16 protein-coding genes are annotated in these 17,436 nt (G+C 72.2%); 4 read left to right on the top strand and 12 right to left on the bottom strand.

Annotated features, from left to right (window positions below; translation table 11 throughout):
* The first annotated feature begins 41 nt into the window (after window positions 1–41).
* Both Srubr_RS20140 and Srubr_RS20135 read left to right on the top strand, forming a co-directional pair.
* Window positions 42–1,520 carry an AlkA N-terminal domain-containing protein gene (locus tag Srubr_RS20140; RefSeq protein ID WP_189990609.1) on the top strand — a complete coding sequence of 493 codons (1,479 nt, stop codon included), beginning with the start codon at window positions 42–44 and terminating at the stop codon, window positions 1,518–1,520.
* Window positions 1,521–1,608: 88 nt separating this feature from the next.
* Window positions 1,609–2,091 (top strand): methylated-DNA--[protein]-cysteine S-methyltransferase, encoded by a 483-nt coding sequence (locus Srubr_RS20135; protein WP_189990610.1) that lies wholly within the window; start codon window positions 1,609–1,611, stop codon window positions 2,089–2,091.
* A gap of 24 nt (window positions 2,092–2,115) precedes the next feature.
* On the opposite strand, the gene Srubr_RS20130 is transcribed toward Srubr_RS20135, so the two are convergent.
* The gene (locus Srubr_RS20130; protein WP_189990611.1) at window positions 2,116–2,853 is read right to left on the bottom strand and encodes an SIR2 family NAD-dependent protein deacylase; all 738 of its coding nucleotides are present in this window, start codon (window positions 2,851–2,853) and stop codon (window positions 2,116–2,118) included.
* A 105-nt stretch (window positions 2,854–2,958) separates the two neighbouring features.
* On the opposite strand from Srubr_RS20130, the gene Srubr_RS20125 reads away from it, so the two are divergent.
* Window positions 2,959–3,159, top strand: coding sequence for a type II toxin-antitoxin system VapB family antitoxin (locus tag Srubr_RS20125; RefSeq protein WP_189990612.1), 201 nt, complete (start codon window positions 2,959–2,961; stop codon window positions 3,157–3,159).
* A 6-nt stretch (window positions 3,160–3,165) separates the two neighbouring features.
* Here Srubr_RS20125 and Srubr_RS20120 read toward each other — a convergent pair whose 3' ends face one another.
* A complete protein-coding gene (locus Srubr_RS20120) occupies window positions 3,166–3,660 on the bottom strand; it encodes an NUDIX domain-containing protein (protein ID WP_189990613.1) in 495 nt (164 codons plus the stop codon).
* Window positions 3,661–3,687: 27 nt separating this feature from the next.
* Window positions 3,688–4,761 (bottom strand): ADP-ribosylglycohydrolase family protein, encoded by a 1,074-nt coding sequence (locus tag Srubr_RS20115; RefSeq protein ID WP_189990615.1) that lies wholly within the window; start codon window positions 4,759–4,761, stop codon window positions 3,688–3,690.
* Window positions 4,762–4,922: 161 nt separating this feature from the next.
* Between Srubr_RS20115 and Srubr_RS20110 the strand changes: the two genes are divergently transcribed.
* Window positions 4,923–6,059, top strand: a complete 1,137-nt coding sequence (locus Srubr_RS20110) for a glycerate kinase (RefSeq protein WP_229926469.1) — start codon at window positions 4,923–4,925, stop codon at window positions 6,057–6,059.
* A 348-nt stretch (window positions 6,060–6,407) separates the two neighbouring features.
* On the opposite strand, the gene pssA is transcribed toward Srubr_RS20110, so the two are convergent.
* From pssA to Srubr_RS20065, 9 genes are all read right to left on the bottom strand, one after another.
* The gene (pssA, locus tag Srubr_RS20105) at window positions 6,408–7,226 is read right to left on the bottom strand and encodes a CDP-diacylglycerol--serine O-phosphatidyltransferase (RefSeq protein WP_189990907.1); all 819 of its coding nucleotides are present in this window, start codon (window positions 7,224–7,226) and stop codon (window positions 6,408–6,410) included.
* Between the two features lie 22 nt (window positions 7,227–7,248).
* Window positions 7,249–7,899 carry a phosphatidylserine decarboxylase gene (locus Srubr_RS20100; protein WP_189753550.1) on the bottom strand — a complete coding sequence of 217 codons (651 nt, stop codon included), beginning with the start codon at window positions 7,897–7,899 and terminating at the stop codon, window positions 7,249–7,251.
* 170 nt (window positions 7,900–8,069) lie between these two features.
* Entirely contained in the window at window positions 8,070–9,275 is a 1,206-nt protein-coding gene (locus tag Srubr_RS20095; RefSeq protein ID WP_189990619.1) for an acyl-CoA dehydrogenase family protein, read from the bottom strand.
* Window positions 9,276–9,278: 3 nt separating this feature from the next.
* Window positions 9,279–9,791, bottom strand: a complete 513-nt coding sequence (locus Srubr_RS20090) for a MaoC family dehydratase (protein ID WP_189990620.1) — start codon at window positions 9,789–9,791, stop codon at window positions 9,279–9,281.
* 5 nt (window positions 9,792–9,796) lie between these two features.
* Window positions 9,797–10,759 (bottom strand): HpcH/HpaI aldolase/citrate lyase family protein, encoded by a 963-nt coding sequence (locus tag Srubr_RS20085; protein WP_189990622.1) that lies wholly within the window; start codon window positions 10,757–10,759, stop codon window positions 9,797–9,799.
* Window positions 10,756–12,783: a protein meaA gene (locus Srubr_RS20080; protein ID WP_189990624.1), complete on the bottom strand. Its 2,028-nt coding sequence runs from the start codon at window positions 12,781–12,783 to the stop codon at window positions 10,756–10,758. Before Srubr_RS20080 ends, Srubr_RS20085 begins: the two co-directional genes overlap by 4 nt.
* Before the next feature lie 17 nt (window positions 12,784–12,800).
* Entirely contained in the window at window positions 12,801–14,138 is a 1,338-nt protein-coding gene (gene ccrA, locus Srubr_RS20075; protein ID WP_189990909.1) for a crotonyl-CoA carboxylase/reductase, read from the bottom strand.
* A 442-nt stretch (window positions 14,139–14,580) separates the two neighbouring features.
* Complete coding sequence (locus Srubr_RS20070; RefSeq protein ID WP_189990625.1) at window positions 14,581–15,411, bottom strand: TetR family transcriptional regulator; 831 nt, start codon at window positions 15,409–15,411, stop codon at window positions 14,581–14,583.
* A gap of 118 nt (window positions 15,412–15,529) precedes the next feature.
* Window positions 15,530–17,344 carry a 3-hydroxyacyl-CoA dehydrogenase family protein gene (locus tag Srubr_RS20065; protein ID WP_189990627.1) on the bottom strand — a complete coding sequence of 605 codons (1,815 nt, stop codon included), beginning with the start codon at window positions 17,342–17,344 and terminating at the stop codon, window positions 15,530–15,532.
* Window positions 17,345–17,436 lie beyond the last annotated feature (92 nt).

Below are 17,436 nucleotides of genomic sequence, written 5' to 3'. Positions count from 1 at the left end.
TCCGCCAGCGGACGGGGCGGGCCGTGGCCGATGCTGGAGGCATGCGGACAGGCACTCACCTCGACCGGGACCACTGCGTGCGCGCGGTGCGCTCCAAGGACGCGCGGTTCGACGGATGGTTCTTCACGGCCGTCCTGACCACCCGGATCTACTGCCGCCCGAGCTGCCCGGTCGTGCCGCCCAAGCCGGAGAACATGACGTTCTACCCGAGCGCCGCCGCCTGCCAGCAGGCCGGGTTCCGGGCCTGCAAACGCTGCCGCCCCGACACCAGCCCCGGCTCCCCGGAGTGGGACCGGCGCGCCGACCTGGTCGCCCGCGCCATGCGGCTGATCGCCGACGGCGTCGTGGACCGCGAGGGCGTGCCCGGCCTCGCCGCCCGGCTCGGCTACAGCACCCGCCAGGTGGAGCGGCACCTGCTCGCCGAACTGGGCGCCGGCCCCCTCGCGCTCGCCCGCGCCCAGCGCGCCCAGACCGCCCGGCTGCTCATCGAGACCACCGCGCTGCCCATGTCGGAGATCGCCTTCGCGGCCGGTTTCTCCTCCGTACGTTCCTTCAACGACACCGTCCGCGAGGTCTTCGCCCTGTCCCCGAGCGAACTGCGCGCCCGGGTGCCCGCGAGCGGCGTCGGCACCCCCGGCGTGCTCACCCTGCGGCTGCCGTTCCGCGCCCCGCTCAACCCGTCCAACCTGTTCGGCCACCTCGCCGCCACCGCCGTACCCGGCGTGGAGGAGTGGCGGGACGGCGCCTACCGCCGCACGCTGCGGCTGCCCTACGGCCACGGCATCGCCGCCCTCGCCCCCCGCCCCGGCCACATCGCCTGCCGGCTCACCCTGAGCGACCTGCGCGACCTGACCGTGGCCATCAGCCGCTGCCGCCGCCTGCTCGACCTGGACGCCGACCCGGTCGCCGTAGACGAGCGGCTGCGCGCCGACCCGCTGCTCGCCCCGCTGGTCGAGCGGGGCCCGGGCCGCCGGGTGCCGCGCACGGTGGACGAGGCCGAGTTCGCCGTCCGCGCCGTGCTCGGCCAGCAGGTGTCCACGGCCGCCGCCCGCACCCACGCGGCCCGCCTGGTCACCGCGCACGGCAAACCCCTGGACGACCCCGGGGGCGGCCTCACCCACCTCTTCCCCTCGGCCGAGGCGCTGGCCGCCGTGGACCCCGAGTCCCTGGCCATGCCCCGCACCCGGCGCACCACCCTCACCACCCTGGTCCGGCTGCTCGCCGACGGCGGGCTGCGCCTGGGCGTGGACACCGACTGGGCCGAGGCCCGCGCCCGGCTGCTCGCGCTGCCCGGCTTCGGGCCGTGGACGGCGGACGTCATCGCCATGCGTGCCCTCGGCGACCCCGACGCGTTCCTCCCCACCGACCTCGGCATCCGGCGCGCCGCCGGGGCACTGGGCCTGCCGTCCACCCCGGCCGCGCTCACCGCCCGCGCGGAGGGCTGGCGGCCCTGGCGGGCGTACGCGGTGCAGTACCTGTGGGCGACCGACAGCCATCCGATCAACTTCCTGCCCGCGTGAGGCACGAGAGGCCACCCCGAGACCAGGACCCGACCCCCGGGCACCGCGCCCGCGCACTCCGCCCGCGCACTCCGCACGAGGACCAGCCATGAAGCAGCACACCGTCATCGACAGCCCCTACGGCCCGCTCACCCTCGTCGCCGACGACGGCGTGCTGTGCGGCCTGTACATGGCCGGCCAGCGCCACCGCCCGCCCGAGGAGACCTTCGGCACCCCCGACGACACCCCGTTCGCCGAGGCGGTGGAACAGCTCGCGGCCTACTTCGCGGGCGAGCTGAGGGAGTTCACCGTGGAACTCCGGCTGCACGGCACCCCGTTCCAGCGCCGGGTCTGGGAGGAGCTGACCCGCATCCCGTACGGCGAGACCCGCTCCTACGGCAGGCTCGCCGACGCCCTCGGCAATCCGAAGGCGTCCCGCGCGGTCGGCCTCGCCAACGGCAGGAACCCGGTGGGCATCATCGTGCCCTGCCACCGGGTGATCGGCGCGGGCGGCGACCTCACCGGCTACGGCGGCGGCCTGGACCGCAAGCGCCGCCTGCTGGACTTCGAGCGCGGAGCGGCCCTGTTCTGACCGCCGCACCCGCCCGGTCCGGGCCTACGCGTCGCCCTCCGCGGCCAGCCGGGCCAGCAGGGCGGGCAGCGCGGTGCCGATCGGTTCGCGGATCACCTCGTCGGCCCGGTCGTCGTACGGCGTCGGCTCGGCGTTGACGACGACGAGCCGGGCGCCGTGGTCGGCGGCGACCCCGGCCAGCCCGGCGGCGGGCTGCACCTGGAGGCTGCTGCCGACGGCGATGAACACCTGGCAGGCCTTGGCGATGGCCGCGGCCTCGCCGAGGACCACGGGATCCAGCCGCTCGCCGAACATCACCGTCGCCGGCTTCAGGATGCCGCCGCACTCCAGGCAGGGCGGGTCCGGCTCGCCCGCCGCCACCCGGGCCAGCGCGTCCTCCATCGGCCCCCGGGCGTGGCACCGGGTGCAGACCACACCGCGGGCGCTGCCGTGCAGTTCGAGGACCTTGCGGGCGGGCAGGCCGGCGAGCTGGTGCAGCCCGTCCACGTTCTGGGTGAGGACCCGGACCGGGACCCCGGACCGCTCCAGTTCGGCGACGGCCCGGTGCGCCGCGTTCGGCCGGGCCCCGAGCGCGCCGCTGTCGCGCCGCATCAGCCAGGACCGGCGCCGGATCTCCGGGTCCGCCATGTAGTACTCGTACGTGACCAGCTTCTCGGCCTCCGGATCGCGCCGCCACAGCCCGTTCGGCCCGCGGTAGTCGGGGATTCCGGAGTCGGTGGAGATACCGGCCCCGCTCAGCAGGGCGACGAGGGGCTTGGCCATGCCCCCGAGGGTAGGGCGCGCCCGCGGGCCGCCGCGAACGGATAAGCCGGGAAGGGCACGGCGGAAGGCTCCCGGAACGCAGACCTCCGGTGCTAGCGTCCCCGCATGGCCAAGGTGACCGTCTCGCTCGACGCCCAACTCGTCGTGGAGGTCATGGTGCTCTCCGGGGTGGGCAGTCCACAGGACGCCGTCGAACTGGTGGTCCGGGACTACATCGAGCGCGGGCACCGCACCGAGGCCCGGGCCGCCGCCCGGGACGAGGCGCTGCGCGAGGTGGCCGCGCGCCCCCGCGACCAGGAGGGCTGAGCGCCGTCAGGCCACCCGCCGGCCGTTCTCCAGCTCCGCCGTGCCGCCGCCCTCCGCCAGCACGTCCAGGGCGGCCAGCACCCGGCGGCCCAGCACCTCGGGCAGATACGCCGTCAGCTCCTCGCGGGCCACCAGGCGCCACGACAGCAGTTCCTCCTCCTGGAGCCGGATGGACGCCAGCTCGGCCTCGGTGAGCACACCGCCGTCGTACAGGTACGCCACCAGCGGCGGCCGGCCCACGCCGTGCGCCCAGTCCACCGCGAGCAGCCGGCCCAGCGGGCGGTCCAGCCCGATCTCCTCCAGCGTCTCCCGGCGGGCGCCCTGGCGCGGCGTCTCCCCGGTGTCCGACTCGATCGTCCCGCCCGGCAGCGCCCAGCCCTCCCGGTAGTTGGGCTCCACGAGCAGCACCCGGCCCTCGGCGTCCCGGAAGAGCGCGGCGGCCCCGGCGAGGACCCGGGGCAGACCCGCGATGTACGCGGCGAAGTCAGCAGTGGTGGTCATCGGGACAGGGTAACCAGCAGGCCCGCCCTACGAACCCGTCGTCGCCAGGCGCAGGGTGCGTTCGGCCAGCGCACTGATCCGTACGCCGTCGAAGCCGAACACCGCGCTGCGCACCGTGTCCCGCAGCGGCTCCCGCCACTGGGCCGGGATCGCCCGTGCCCCGGTGCGTACCCCGGCCACCGAGCCGGCCGTGGCCCCGTTGGAGTCGGTGTCCAGGCCGCCGCGCACGGTCAGCGCGAGGGTCCGGGTGAAGTCGCCCTCGCCGTACAGCAGCCCGGCGGTGAGGACCGCGGCGTTGGGGACGGTGTGGATCCAGCCGAGCCCGGCGGTCTCCTCGGCCACCGTGGCCAGGGTCTGCTCCCAGGGCAGCCGGGTCTCGTGCAGGCTCGCGACCCGCCGTACCGTCCGGGCCAGGCGGCTGCCCGCCGGTACCACCGCCAGGGCGGTGTCCAGGGCGTCGCGGACGGTCGGGGCGGTGAAGGAGGCCGCGATCAGCGCGGCGGCCCACATGGCGCCGTAGACGCCGTTGCCGGTGTGCGAGAGCACCGCGTCCCGGCGGGCGAGCTGTGCGGCCCGGACGGGGTCGCCGGGGCAGGTCCAGCCGAAGACGTCGGCGCGGATCAGCGCGCCGATCCACTCCTGGTACGGGTTGTCGTACGTCGCCGTCAGCGGTGGCCTCAGCCCGTTCGCCAGGTTCCGGTACGCGGCCCGCTCCGCCGTGAACGTCTGCAGGTACGGCAGCCTGAGCAGCCACAGGTCGCCGACCTGCTCGGTGCTGAAACCGAACCCGTGGGTCTCCAGCAGGTGCAGGCCGAGGATCGCGTAGTCCACGTCGTCGTCCCGGCAGCTGCCGTCGATCCGGCCGCGCACGCAGCACCGCCACTCCGGGCGCAGCGCGGCGGTCTCCGCCGGGTCGGCCGGCTCGGGCAGGTAGTCGGTCAGCGGCAGGGCGGCGGCCCGGCGCAGATAGCGGTCGATCCGGTCGCGGGTCCACACCTCGCCCTGCTCGACCGGCTTGCCGAGCATGTTGCCCGCGATCCGGCCGAGCCAGCCGCCGAGCAGCCGGTCGGCGAGGTCCGGTGCGGTGCGCTGGGTGCTCATGGCAGCGGGGTACCCACTTCCCGTCGCTCCGCGCGGCCTTCCAGGGTTCGGGCGGGGCATGACGGCGGGGGTGTCCTGCGGTTATCGTCACAGCGGCGCGACTGGCCCCGCCGTGCGCGGGGCCCGGAGAGCAAGGGGAAGACAAGGTGGCGGACGCTGCAGTGAACGAGACCCGTCGGGTGCTCATCGCCGCGGACAAGTTCAAGGGCTCGCTGACGGCCGTGCAGGTCGCCGAGCGGGTGACGGCCGGGCTGCGCCGGGTCGTGCCGGACCTGGCGGTCGAGGCGCTGCCCGTGGCCGACGGCGGCGACGGGACCGTGGACGCGGCGGTCGCGGCCGGCTTCGAGCGGCGCGAGGTCCGGGTGGCCGGGCCGCTCGGCGAGGAGGTGACGGCCGCGTTCGCGCTGCGCGACGGCACCGCGGTCGTGGAGATGGCCGAGGCGAGCGGTCTGCAGCGGCTGCCGGCCGGGGTCTTCGCGCCCCTGACGGCCTCCACGTACGGCTCCGGGCAGCTGCTGCGGGCCGCGCTGGACGCGGGCGCGCGGACCATCGTGTTCGGCGTCGGCGGCAGCGCCACGACGGACGGCGGCGCGGGCATGCTGTCCGCGCTGGGCGCGCGGTTCCTCACCGAGGAGGGCGAGCCGGTGTCCCCGGGCGGCGGCGGACTGGCCGGCCTGGCCCGCGCCGACCTCTCCGGGCTGGACCCGCGGCTGTCCTCCATCGAGCTGGTGCTGGCCAGCGACGTCGACAACCCGCTGACCGGGCCGAAGGGCGCGCCCGCCGTCTACGGCCCGCAGAAGGGCGCCTCGCCGGACGACGTGCGGACGCTGGACGCGGCGCTGGCCCACTTCGCGAAGGTGCTGGAGGCCGAGGTGGGCCCGCGGGCCGCCGAGTACGCGGCGTCCCCGGGCGCGGGCGCGGCGGGCGGCATCGGCTACGGCGCGCTGCTCCTGGGCGCCCGGTTCCGCGCCGGCATCGACGTCATGCTGGACGTGCTGGGCTTCGCGCCCGCCCTGGAACGGGCCTCCCTGGTGATCACCGGCGAGGGTTCGCTGGACGAGCAGACGCTGCACGGGAAGGCGCCGGCCGGGGTGGCCGCGGCGGCGCGGGCCGCGGGCAAGCCGGTGGTGGCCGTCTGCGGACGGCTCGCCCTGCCGGAGGAGGCACTGCGGCGGGCCGGCATCTCGGAGGCGTACCCCCTCACATCGGTCGAGCCGGACGTCGCCAAGTGCATCGCGGACGCCGGACCGATCCTGGAGCGGCTCGCCGTCCGCCTGGCTGAGGCCCATCTGGGCTGACCTCCTGGGGGCTCCGCCCGCCAGACCCCCGGCCTCGGCCCACCCACCACCCGTCTCGGCAGGCCGAGAGGCGACCGGCCGGGCCACGACCCGAGCCCTTGCCCCGCCGAGGCGGAAGCCCTCGCCCCGGCCACGATCTGACCCTCTGGCCCCGCCACCACCCCGAGCCCTCGCCCCGCCACGGCGGGAGTCGGCGACCGGGGGTGGCCGTGTGGCCGCGTCTCGACTTACCGAGACGGGTGGGCGGGTGGGCAAAAGAGGGGGTCCGGGGGCGGAGCCCCCGGGGGCCGGGTACGAGCGAGGGGCCCCCTACCCGAGCTGGGTAAGGGGCCCCTCGCCAAAGCGCCGCTACGGCAACTGCGCTGCCCGCGCCTCACGACGGTTGTCGCGGAAGTTGTTCACCCGCCGCGCCGTGGCGAACAGCGGAATCACCGCGCCCATCACCAGCTGCAGCGCGCAGCCCGTCTGCAGCAGCAGCTGACCGCTCGGCGCGTCGAAGGCCCACGCGGCCAGCAGCCCCATCGACAGCACGATCCAGCTGAGCATCGCCCCGGCCAGCCGGCCCCGCGGCTTCGGGTACTCCACCCGGCTCACCATCAGCCACGCCGTCCCCAGGATCGCCAGCAGCGTGGCCACGAACGGCAGCTCCAGCAGCACGATCGACACGACGGTCAGCGCGCCGAACGGCGACGGCATGCCCTGGAACATGCCGTCCTTCAGCGTCACGCAGCTGAACCGGGCCAGTCTGAGCACCACGGCCAGCAGCACCACGATCGCGCCCACCGCCGCCACCCGCTGGTGCGCGTCGTCGGCGACCATGCCGTAGACGAGCACGAAGTACGCGGGCGCGAGGCCGAAGCTGATCAGGTCCGACAGGTTGTCCAGCTCCGCGCCCATCGGCGACGAGCGCAGCTTGCGCGCCACGAGGCCGTCGAACAGGTCGAAGACCGCCGCGCAGAGCATCAGGATGACCGCCGTGGCCGCGCTGTGGCGGGCCATGCCGGACTCCTGGCTGCCGGTGAGGTGCGGGATCAGGATGCCGGTGGTGGTGAAGTACACCGCCATGAAGCCGCACGTGGCGTTGCCCAGCGTGAGCGTGTCCGCTATCGACAGCCGCAGAGAGAGGGGCATCTCCTCCTCTTCGTCCACCTCGTCGGCCTCGGGCACCCAGCCCGCCTGGGTCTCCGGATCAATCACGGTCAATGCGAGTCACCCCAGCCACGGTCTTCTGTCCGACCTCGACCGCGACCTCCACGCCCTCGGGCAGGTAGAGGTCGACACGCGAGCCGAAGCGGATCAGACCGATACGGTCGCCCTGCTCGACCTTCGTGCCCTCGGGGACGTAGGGCACGATGCGACGGGCCACCGCGCCGGCGATCTGGATCATCTCGATGTCGCCGAGTTCGGTGTCGAAATGCCAGACTACGCGCTCGTTGTTCTCGCTCTCCTTGTTGAAAGCAGGAACAAAGCCGCCGGGGATGTGCTCGACGGACGTCACCGTGCCCGCGAGGGGCGCGCGGTTGACGTGGACGTTGAGCGGGCTCATGAAGATCGCGACGCGGGTCCGGCCGTCCTTCCACGGCATGATGCTCTGCACCACGCCGTCGGCGGGCGAGATCACCCGGCCCTCGGCGATCTCGCGCTCGGGGTCGCGGAAGAACCACAGCATGCCCGCCGCGAGCGCGGTGGCGGGCACGGCGACGGCCCTGGCCGCGCCGGAACGGCGGGCCCGGACCAGGCTGACGGCTGCGGTGGCGACGGTCGGGAGGAGCCACGGCGATGCTCCGCGCGCGAGGCGTGCGCCTACCAGGCTGTCGCGGTGTGCAGAGGAGTGGGGCATGGATGACCTTCGTAGCGGATGATGCCGCGCTCTGACGGGGGACGGCGGCTTTCCCGGGATCGTACCGGGCGCGGCCCACAACTGGGCAAGCCAGGAAGCCGAGTCGGCGGCCGAAGAACGTCTACGGGGTGTGATCTTCTTCTCGAAGAAAACACCCCGTAACCGGACAATCAGCCCTGGAACCGATACTCTTCGAGCAGTCTGCGGCCGATGATCATTTTCTGGATCTCGGCGGTACCTTCACCGATGAGCAGCATCGGGGCCTCCCGGTACAGGCGCTCGATCTCGTACTCCTTGGAGAAGCCGTAGCCGCCGTGGATCCGGAAGGCGTCCTCCACGACCTCCTTGCAGTACTCGGAGGCCAGGTACTTCGCCATGCCGGCCTCCAGGTCGTTTCGCTCCCCGGAGTCCTTTTTGCGGGCCGCGTTGACCATCATCGCATGCGCCGCCTCGACCTTGGTGGCCATCTCCGCCAGCTTGAACTGGATGGCCTGGTGCCGGGCGATCGGCTTGCCGAAAGTGTGACGCTGCTGGGCGTACCGGACGCCCAGTTCGAAGGCGCGCTGGGCGACGCCGCAGCCGCGCGCCGCCACGTTGACCCGGCCGACCTCCACGCCGTCCATCATTTGGTAAAAACCCCGGCCGGTGACCCCGCCGAGCACCCGGTCGGCCGGAACGCGCAGGCCGTCCATGATCAGCTCGGTGGTGTCGACACCCTTGTAGCCCATCTTCTCGATCTTGCCGGGGATGGTCAGGCCCGGGCGGACCTCGCCGAAGCCCGGCTCCTTCTCGACCAGGAAGGTGGTCATCGACTTGTGCGGGGCGGTGCCCTCGGGGTGTCCTTCGTCACTGCGGACCAGCACGGCCACGAGCGAGGAGGTGCCGCCGTTCGTCAGCCACATCTTCTGGCCGTTCAGGACGTACTCGTCGCCGTCCCGGACCGCCTTGGACGTGATCGCCGACACATCCGAGCCGAGGCCCGGCTCCGACATCGAGAAGGCGCCCCGGATCTCGCCGGCCGCCATCCTCGGCAGGAAGTGCTCCTTCTGCTCCCGCGTCCCGTGCTGCTTGAGCATGTACGCGACGATGAAGTGGGTGTTGATGATGCCGGACACCGACATCCAGCCGCGGGCGATCTCCTCCACGCACAGCGCGTAGGTGAGCAGCGACTCGCCCAGGCCTCCGTACTCCTCCGGGATCATCAGGCCGAACAGGCCGAGTTCCCTCAGGCCGTCCACGATCGCCTGCGGATACTCGTCGCGGTGCTCCAGCTCGGTCGCGACCGGAATGATCTCCTTGTCGACAAAGTCCCGGACGGTGGAGAGGATCTCCTGCTGGACGTCGGTCAGACCGGCGGTCTGGGCGAGACGGGCCATCGCTTACTTCCCCTGTTCCCTCGGCTCGGGGCGGCCCGGCTGCTCGCCGCCGCGCTCCTTGACGTACGTCTCGGTGGGCACCATCACCTTGCGGCGGAAGACGCACACCAGGGTGCCGTCCTGCTTGTAGCCCTTGGTCTCGACGTGCACGATCCCGCGGTCGTCCTTCGACTTCGAGGGCCACTTGTCCAGCACGGTCGTCTCGCCGTAGATCGTGTCGCCGTGGAAGGTCGGCGCCACGTGCCGGAGCGACTCGATCTCCAGGTTGGCGATGGCCTTGCCGGAGACGTCCGGGACGGACATGCCGAGCAGCAGGGAGTACACGTAGTTCCCGACCACCACGTTCCTGCCGAAGTCGGTCGTCTTCTCGGCGTAGTTGGCGTCCATGTGGAGCGGGTGGTGGTTCATGGTGAGCAGACAGAACAGGTGGTCGTCGTACTCCGTGACGGTCTTGCCCGGCCAGTGCTTGTACACCGCGCCGACCTCGAACTCCTCGTAGGTGCGTCCGAACCGCATCGCGCTCACGCCTCCGGGATCTCGAACGTGCTGGTGCGCCGCATCCCCGCCGCGCGTCCCTTGCCCGCGATGACCAGGGCCATCTTGCGGCTGGCCTCGTCGATCATCTCGTCCCCGAGCATCGCGGAGCCCTTCTTGCCGCCCGCCTCGGAGGTGTAGTACTCGTACGCGTCCAGGATCAGCTCGGCGTGGTCGTAGTCCTCCTGGGAGGGCGAGAAGACCTCGTTGGCGGCGTCGACCTGGCCCGGGTGCAGCACCCACTTGCCGTCGAAGCCGAGCGCGGCGGCCCGGCCGGCCACCTCACGGAAGCCGTCGACGTTGCGGATCTGGAGGTAGGGGCCGTCGATCGCCTGGAGGTCGTTGGCGCGGGCGGCCATCAGGATCTTCATCAGGATGTAGTGGTAGGCGTCCGCCGGGTAGCCGGGCGGCTGCTCGCCCACCACCAGCGACTTCATGTTGATCGACGCCATGAAGTCGGCGGGTCCGAAGATGATCGTCTCCAGCCGGTCACTGGCCTCGGCGATCTCGTTGACGTTGTTCAGGCCGGCCGCGTTCTCGATCTGCGCCTCGATGCCGATCCGGCCGACCTCGAAGCCCATCGTCTTCTCGATCTGGGTCAGCAGCAGGTCCAGCGCCACCACCTGCTGGGCGTTCTGCACCTTGGGCAGCATGATGCAGTCGAGGTTGGGGCCGGCGCCCTCGACCACCGTGACGACGTCCCGGTAGGTCCACTCGGTCGTCCAGTCGTTGACCCGGACCACCCGGGTCTTGCCCGTCCAGTCGCCCTCGTTGAGGAACTTGACGATGGTGTGCCGCGCCTCGGGCTTGGCGAGCGGCGCGCACGCGTCCTCCAGGTCCAGGAAGACCTGGTCCGCGGGGAGGCCCTGCGCCTTCTCCAGGAAGCGCGGGTTGCTGCCCGGTACGGCCAGGCAGGAGCGCCGGGGGCGAAGGCGGTTGACCGTTGTCATGCGGGGACCTCCAGGGGGTCGAGCTTGTTCGCTTTCCGGATCTCGTCCACGATGCGGCCGATGATCCCGGTGATGTCGAAGTCCTTCGGGGTGAACACCGCGGCCACTCCGGCGGTCCTGAGCTGTTCGGCGTCACCGCTGGGGATGATGCCACCAGCGATCACGGGTATATCTGTGGCACCGGCCACACGCAGCCGCTCCAGCACGTCCGGGACCAGCCGGGCGTGCGAGCCGGACAGGATCGACAGGCCGACCGCGTGGACGTCCTCGGCGAGGGCCGCGTCCACGATCTGTTCCGGGGTGAGCCGGATCCCCTGGTAGACCACCTCGAAGCCGGCGTCCCGGGCGCGCACGGCGATCTGCTCGGCGCCGTTGGAGTGCCCGTCCAGGCCGGGCTTGCCGACCAGGAACCGCAGCTTGCCCACGCCCAGCTCGCGGGCGGTGGCCTCGACCCGGGCGCGCACGTCGGCGAGCGCCGAACCGGCCTCGGCGGGGACGGCCACCGGTGCGGAGGAGACCCCGGTGGGCGCCCGGTACTCGCCGAACACCTCGCGCAGGGCGGCGGCCCACTCGCCGGTCGTCACCCCGGCGCGGGCGCACTCCAGGGTGGCCTCCATCAGGTTCTCGGTGCCCTTGGCGGCCTCCTTCAGCCGCTCCAGTGCCTTGCACGGGCGCGGGTGGTTGAACGGCGGCTGGTAGCGGGTGTCCCGCCAGTTCCGCAGGGCCTCGACGACCCGGGCCTCGACCGCCGGGTCCACCGTCTGGATCGCGGTGTCCAGGTCGGCCGTGAGCGGGTTCGGCTCGGTGCCCTCGAAGACGTTGACGCCGACGATCTTCTCCTCCCCGGACTCGATCCGGGCCCGGCGCTCGGCGTGCGCGGCGACCAGCTGCGACTTCAGGTAGCCGGACTCCACGGCGGCCATCGCGCCGCCCATCTCCTGGATACGGTCGATCTCGGCGAGGGCGTCCGCGACCAGCCGGTCCACCTTCGCCTCGATCACCTTCGAGCCCTCGAAGATGTCGTCGTACTCCAGCAGGTCGCTCTCGTAGGCGAGCACCTGCTGGATGCGCAGGCTCCACTGCTGGTCCCAGGGGCGGGGCAGGCCCAGGGCCTCGTTCCAGGCGGGCAGCTGCACGGCACGCGCGCGGGCGTCCTTCGACAGGGTCACCGCCAGCATCTCCAGCACGATCCGCTGGACGTTGTTCTCCGGCTGCGCCTCGGTCAGGCCGAGGGAGTTGACCTGGACGCCGTAGCGGAAGCGGCGCTGTTTCGGGTCCTCGATGCCGTACCGCTCGCGGGTGACCTTGTCCCAGATGCGGCCGAACGCCCGCATCTTGCACATCTCCTCGATGAAGCGGACGCCCGCGTTCACGAAGAAGGAGATCCGCGCGACCACGTCGCCCATGCGCTCCGGCGGCACCTGCCCGGAGTCGCGCACGGCGTCCAGGACGGCGATCGCGGTGGACATCGCGTACGCGATCTCCTGCACCGGCGTGGCTCCCGCCTCCTGGAGGTGGTAGCTGCAGATGTTGATCGGGTTCCACTTCGGGATGTGGGAGACCGTGTACGCGATCATGTCCGTCGTCAGCCGGAGGGAGGGCCCCGGCGGGAACACATGGGTGCCCCGGGACAGGTACTCCTTGACGATGTCGTTCTGGGTCGTGCCCTGGAGCCGGGTGATGTCCGCGCCCTGCTCCTCGGCGACGACCTGGTAGAGCGCCAGCAGCCACATGGCCGTGGCGTTGATCGTCATCGAGGTGTTCATCTGCTCCAGCGGGATGTCCTGGAACAGCCGGCGCATGTCGCCCAGGTGCGCGACGGGCACTCCCACCCGGCCGACCTCGCCGCGGGCGAGGATGTGGTCGGGGTCGTAGCCGGTCTGGGTGGGCAGGTCGAACGCCACCGACAGACCGGTCTGGCCCTTGGCGAGATTGCGCCGGTACAGCTCGTTGGACGCCTGTGCCGTGGAGTGGCCTGCGTACGTGCGCATCAGCCACGGCCGGTCCTTCTGACGCTCAGTCATCTATGACCTCGGGTGTCTCAGACGTTCCGGAAGCGGTTGATGGCGTCGATGTGCTTCGCGCGCTTCTCGTGGTCGCGCACGCCGAGGCCCTCCTCGGGCGCGAGGCACAGCACGCCGACCTTGCCCTGGTGCAGGTTGCGGTGGACGTCGTAGGCGGCCTGTCCGGTCTCCTCCAGGGAGTACGTCTTGGACAGGGTGGGGTGGATCTTGCCCTTGGCGATGAGGCGGTTGGCCTCGTACGCCTCGCGGTAGTTGGCGAAGTGGGAGCCGATGATCCGCTTCAGGGACATCCACAGGTAGCGGTTGTCGTACTCGTGCATGTAGCCCGAGGTGGAGGCGCAGGTGGTGATGGTGCCGCCCTTGCGGGTGACGTAGACGGAGGCGCCGAAGGTCTCGCGGCCGGGGTGCTCGAAGACGATGTCGATGTCCTCGCCGCCGGTGAGCTCGCGGATGCGCTTGCCGAAGCGCTTCCACTCCTTGGGGTCCTGGGTGTGCTCGTCCTTCCAGAACTTGTAGCCCTCGGCGGTGCGGTCGATGATCGCCTCGGCGCCCATCGAGCGGCAGATCTCCGCCTTCTGGGGTGAGGAGACGACACAGATCGGGTTGGCGCCGCCGGCCAGCGCGAACTGGGTCGCGTACGAGCCGAGTCCGCCGCTCGCGCCCCAGATCAGGACGTTGTCGCCCTGCTTCATGGCGGCGCCGTTGCGGGACACCAGCTGCCGGTACGCGGTGGAGTTGACCAGGCCCGGGGCCGCCGCCTCCTCCCAGGTCAGGTGCTTCGGCTTCGGCATCAGCTGGTTCGTCTTCACCAGCGCGATCTCCGCGAGGCCGCCGAAGTTGGTCTCGAAGCCCCAGATGCGCTGCTCGGGGTCGAGCATCGTGTCGTCGTGACCGTCGGGCGACTCCAGCTCGACGCTCAGGCAGTGCGCGACGACCTCGTCACCGGGCCGCCAGGCGTTGACGCCCGGGCCGGTGCGCAGCACGACGCCCGCGAGGTCGGAGCCGATGATGTGGTACGGCAGGTCGTGGCGCTTGGTCAGCGGCGACAGCCTGCCGTAGCGCTCCAGGAAGGCGAACGTCGACACCGGCTCGAAGATCGAGGTCCACACCGAGTTGTAGTTGACCGAGGAGGCCATGACGGCCACCAGGGCCTCACCGGGGCCCAGTTCGGGCACCGGCACCTCGTCCAGGTGGATCGACTTGCGCGGGTCCTTGTCGCGGGTCTGAAGGCCCGCGAACATCTCCGTCTCGTCCTTGTGGACGGTGATCGCGCGGTACGACTCGGGGAGCGGCAGGGCGGCGAAGTCGGCGGACGTGGCGTCCTGCGACTGGATCGCGTCCAGGATGTCCTTCACGGTCACGGTGTTGCCTCCGGCGGTGAGCGCCCTGAGGGAGGGGCGCCTGAGGGTTCGTCGGTGCTGGGATGCGTGCTGCTGAGGGTGGTGAGGGGGTGCCGTCGGTTCGGCGCGGTGGTGCTCCGGCAGCGCTTTGTGGCGCGGGAGGGTGCCTGTGACGCAGGCGTCCGGGCGCGCGGGCCGGGGGCCCTCGGGGACAGCCGGCGAGCAGGTGATGTCCGCTCGCCGAACCGCTCGGACGTCCCCAACCTATGACACGGCGTGACAGGTGACAAGGCACTGAGTGCCAGAAATTGCTCTCAGATGAAATCTTTACGTAACAGATGAGCGATGATCGATCAACGCTCGGCAAACGAAACGGGCAGTGAGCGGCACTCAGTGCCACTCACTGCCCGTCTGTCGCGGTCCGGCCGGTTACGGCCGTTCTCCTCCGGCCGCTCCGCTACGACCGTTCCTTCAGCGCCTGTTCGATGGTGCGCATCACCTCGTCGAGCGGGGCGTCGGTGCGGGCCACCGTCACCAGGACCTCGCCCTGGGCGGCGGAGGCGGCGGTTGGGGTGCGCGGGGTGCTCTCCCGGCCGGCCCCGATGCCGTTGCCGAAGGTCCTGCGGACGATCGCGAAGGCGTGGTCGAGCTGGGCCTCCACGTCCCCCTGGCCGCCCGCCCGCAGCCAGCGTCTGAGGACGTGGTTGTGGGCGGTGACCACGGCCGAGGCGGCGACCTCGGCCAGCAGCGGGTCGTCGTTGGCGTCGTCGGCGTGCGCGTGCTCGTCGAAGTGGCCGAGCAGATAGCGGGTGAACAGGCGCTCGTAGCGGGCCACGGAGGCGATCTCGGCCTCACGCAGGGTGGGCACCTCGCGCGTGAGCTTGTAGCGGGCCACCGAGATCTCCGGCGCGGCGGCGTACATCCTCATGACCTCTTTGATGCCACGGCACACGGTGTCGAGCGGATGCTCGTGCGCGGGGGCGGCGTTGAGCACCGCCTCGGCGCGCACCAGCGTGTCGTCGTGGTCCGGGAAGATGGCCTCTTCCTTGGAGCGGAAGTGGCGGAAGAAGGTGCGCCGGGCGACCCCGGCTGCGGCGGCGATCTCGTCGACGGTGGTGGACTCGTACCCCTTGGTCGCGAACAGCTCCATGGCTGCTGCCGCCAGTTCTCGGCGCATTTTGAGCCGCTGGGCGGCGGCGCGACTGCCTGCGGCACTTTCCGGCGCGTCGGGCGTAGCTGGTGTACGTGAGGACTTGGCGGGCTGGGACATGACCCGAACGTACTGCATGCGCGCACGTCGATGCGCAGGTCCGGGACGTTCCCCGCCCGCCGGGGGCGGGGGAGCGGCGGCCGGGCCGAGCAGCCCGCCCCAGTCCGGCTCCGTCCGGAACCGGTCGCCGGCGCCGTCAGCGGCGGGCATACTCGCGGAAGCCGCGGCCGGTCTTGCGGCCGAGGCAGCCCGCGGCCACCAGGTGCTCCAGCAGCGGCGCCGGGGCGAGACCGGGCTCGCGGAACTCGCGGTGCAGCACCTTCTCGATGGCCAGCGAGACGTCCAGGCCGACCACGTCCAGCAGTTCGAACGGGCCCATCGGGTAGCCGCCGCCCAGCTTCATCGCCGCGTCGATGTCGTCCAGGGACGCGTAGTGCTCCTGCACCATCTTGACCGCGTTGTTGAGGTACGGGAACAGCAGCGCGTTGACGATGAACCCGGCCCGGTCGCCGCAGTCCACCGCGTGCTTCCCGATCCGGCCGCAGACCACCCGCGCGGTCGCGTGGACGTCGTCGGCGGTCAGCACCGTGCGGACCACCTCGACCAGCTTCATGGCCGGGGCCGGGTTGAAGAAGTGCATCCCGATCACGTCCTGCGGGCGCGAGGTGGCGCGGGCGCAGGCGATCACGGGCAGCGAGGAGGTGGTGGTGGCCAGGACCGCGCCCGGCTTGCACACCTTGTCCAGCGCCGCGAACAGCTGCCGCTTGACGTCCAGGTCCTCCGCGACCGCCTCCACCGCGAGGTCCACCTCGGCGAAGGCGTCGTAGGAGCCCGCCGGGACGATCCGCTCCAGGGCCCGCGCGGCGGCCTCGGCGGTCAGCCGGCCCTTGTCGACGGAGCGGGCCAGGGACTTGCCGACGCGCGCCTTGGCCGCCCGCGCCTTCTCCTCGCTGCGGGCGGCGAGGACCACGTCGTGGCCGGCCTTGGCGAAGACCTCGGCGATGCCGGACGCCATGGTGCCCGAGCCGGCGACGCCGACGGAGCGCACCGGACGGCCGCCGGCCCGGGTGTCCCCGGCGGCCGGGGTCAGCGCGTCCGGGACGACCGTCGCGCTGCCCGGCGCCGCGTAGGTGTAGAAGCCGCGCCCGGCCTTGCGGCCGGTCAGGCCCGCCTCGCTGAGCTGCCCCAGGACGGGGGCGGGCGCGTGCAGCCGGTCCCGGGACTCGGCGTACATGGCCTCCAGGACCGTCCGGGCGGTGTCGACACCGATCAGGTCCAGCAGGGCGAGCGGGCCCATCGGCAGACCGCAGCCGAGCCGCATGGCCGCGTCGATGTCCTCGCGGGAGGCGTACTTCGCCTCGTACATGGCCGCGGCCTGGTTCAGGTAGCCGAACAGCAGGCCGTCCGCGACGAAGCCGGGGCGGTCGCCGACCGCGACCGGTTCCTTGCCCAGCTCGACCGCCAGGGCGGTGACGGCGGCGACGGCCTGCGGCGCGGTGAGCACCGAGGAGACCACCTCCACCAGCTTCATGGCCGGCGCCGGGTTGAAGAAGTGCAGGCCGAGCACGCGCTCGGGGCGCGCCGAGCCGGCCGCCAGCCGGGTCACGGACAGCGCGTTGGTGCCGGTCGCCAGGATCGTGCCGGGGCGGACGATGCCGTCCAGCTCGCCCAGGATCTGCTGCTTGATCTCGTACGACTCCGGGGCCACCTCGATGACCAGGTCCGCGTCGGCCGCCGCGGTGAGGTCGGTGGCGGTGCGCACCCGGGCCAGCATCCCGGAGCGCTCCTCGTCGGTGAGCCGCCCGCGCCGCACGGCGCGGGCGGTGGCGGCCTCCAGGGCGGCGAGCGCCCGGGCCGCCTGCTCCTCGCCGACATCGATGCCGATCACCTCGCGGCCGGCCTTCGCCAGGACCTCGGCGATGCCGGTGCCCATGGTGCCGAGGCCGACGACGGCGACCTTCTTCAGCGGGGACGACGGGGACGAAGGGGTGTCGGACAGGGGAGCGGCCATCGCGGGACTCCAGGAATGAGGGTGACGACGAGGAGCGCGCCGGGCGCGCCGGCGAAGGGCGCACCACGGAGCGGAAGGGAGCGCCGGGTGCG

It is taken from the genome of Streptomyces rubradiris (assembly GCF_016860525.1).
GTDB classification, from domain to species: Bacteria; Actinomycetota; Actinomycetes; order Streptomycetales; family Streptomycetaceae; genus Streptomyces; species Streptomyces rubradiris.
This window is presented reverse-complemented; position numbering and strand designations above follow the sequence as displayed.

Excerpts from the sequence above, each read along its gene's own strand:
- Srubr_RS20080 (WP_189990624.1), bottom strand. The coding sequence starts at position 12,783 with ATGACTGAGCGTCAGAAGGACCGGCCGTGGCTGATGCGCACGTACGCA.
- Srubr_RS20085 (WP_189990622.1), bottom strand. The coding sequence starts at position 10,759 with ATGACAACGGTCAACCGCCTTCGCCCCCGGCGCTCCTGCCTGGCCGTA.
- Srubr_RS20120 (WP_189990613.1), bottom strand. The coding sequence starts at position 3,660 with ATGACCACCACTGCTGACTTCGCCGCGTACATCGCGGGTCTGCCCCGG.
- Srubr_RS20130 (WP_189990611.1), bottom strand. The coding sequence starts at position 2,853 with ATGGCCAAGCCCCTCGTCGCCCTGCTGAGCGGGGCCGGTATCTCCACC.
- Srubr_RS20140 (WP_189990609.1), top strand. The coding sequence starts at position 42 with ATGCGGACAGGCACTCACCTCGACCGGGACCACTGCGTGCGCGCGGTG.
- Srubr_RS20070 (WP_189990625.1), bottom strand. The coding sequence starts at position 15,411 with ATGCAGTACGTTCGGGTCATGTCCCAGCCCGCCAAGTCCTCACGTACA.
- Srubr_RS20090 (WP_189990620.1), bottom strand. The coding sequence starts at position 9,791 with ATGCGGTTCGGACGCACCTACGAGGAGTTCGAGGTCGGCGCGGTGTAC.
- Srubr_RS20115 (WP_189990615.1), bottom strand. The coding sequence starts at position 4,761 with ATGAGCACCCAGCGCACCGCACCGGACCTCGCCGACCGGCTGCTCGGC.
- Srubr_RS20125 (WP_189990612.1), top strand. The coding sequence starts at position 2,959 with ATGGCCAAGGTGACCGTCTCGCTCGACGCCCAACTCGTCGTGGAGGTC.
- Srubr_RS20065 (WP_189990627.1), bottom strand. The coding sequence starts at position 17,344 with ATGGCCGCTCCCCTGTCCGACACCCCTTCGTCCCCGTCGTCCCCGCTG.
- Srubr_RS20095 (WP_189990619.1), bottom strand. The coding sequence starts at position 9,275 with ATGGCCCGTCTCGCCCAGACCGCCGGTCTGACCGACGTCCAGCAGGAG.
- Srubr_RS20135 (WP_189990610.1), top strand. The coding sequence starts at position 1,609 with ATGAAGCAGCACACCGTCATCGACAGCCCCTACGGCCCGCTCACCCTC.
- Srubr_RS20100 (WP_189753550.1), bottom strand. The coding sequence starts at position 7,899 with ATGCCCCACTCCTCTGCACACCGCGACAGCCTGGTAGGCGCACGCCTC.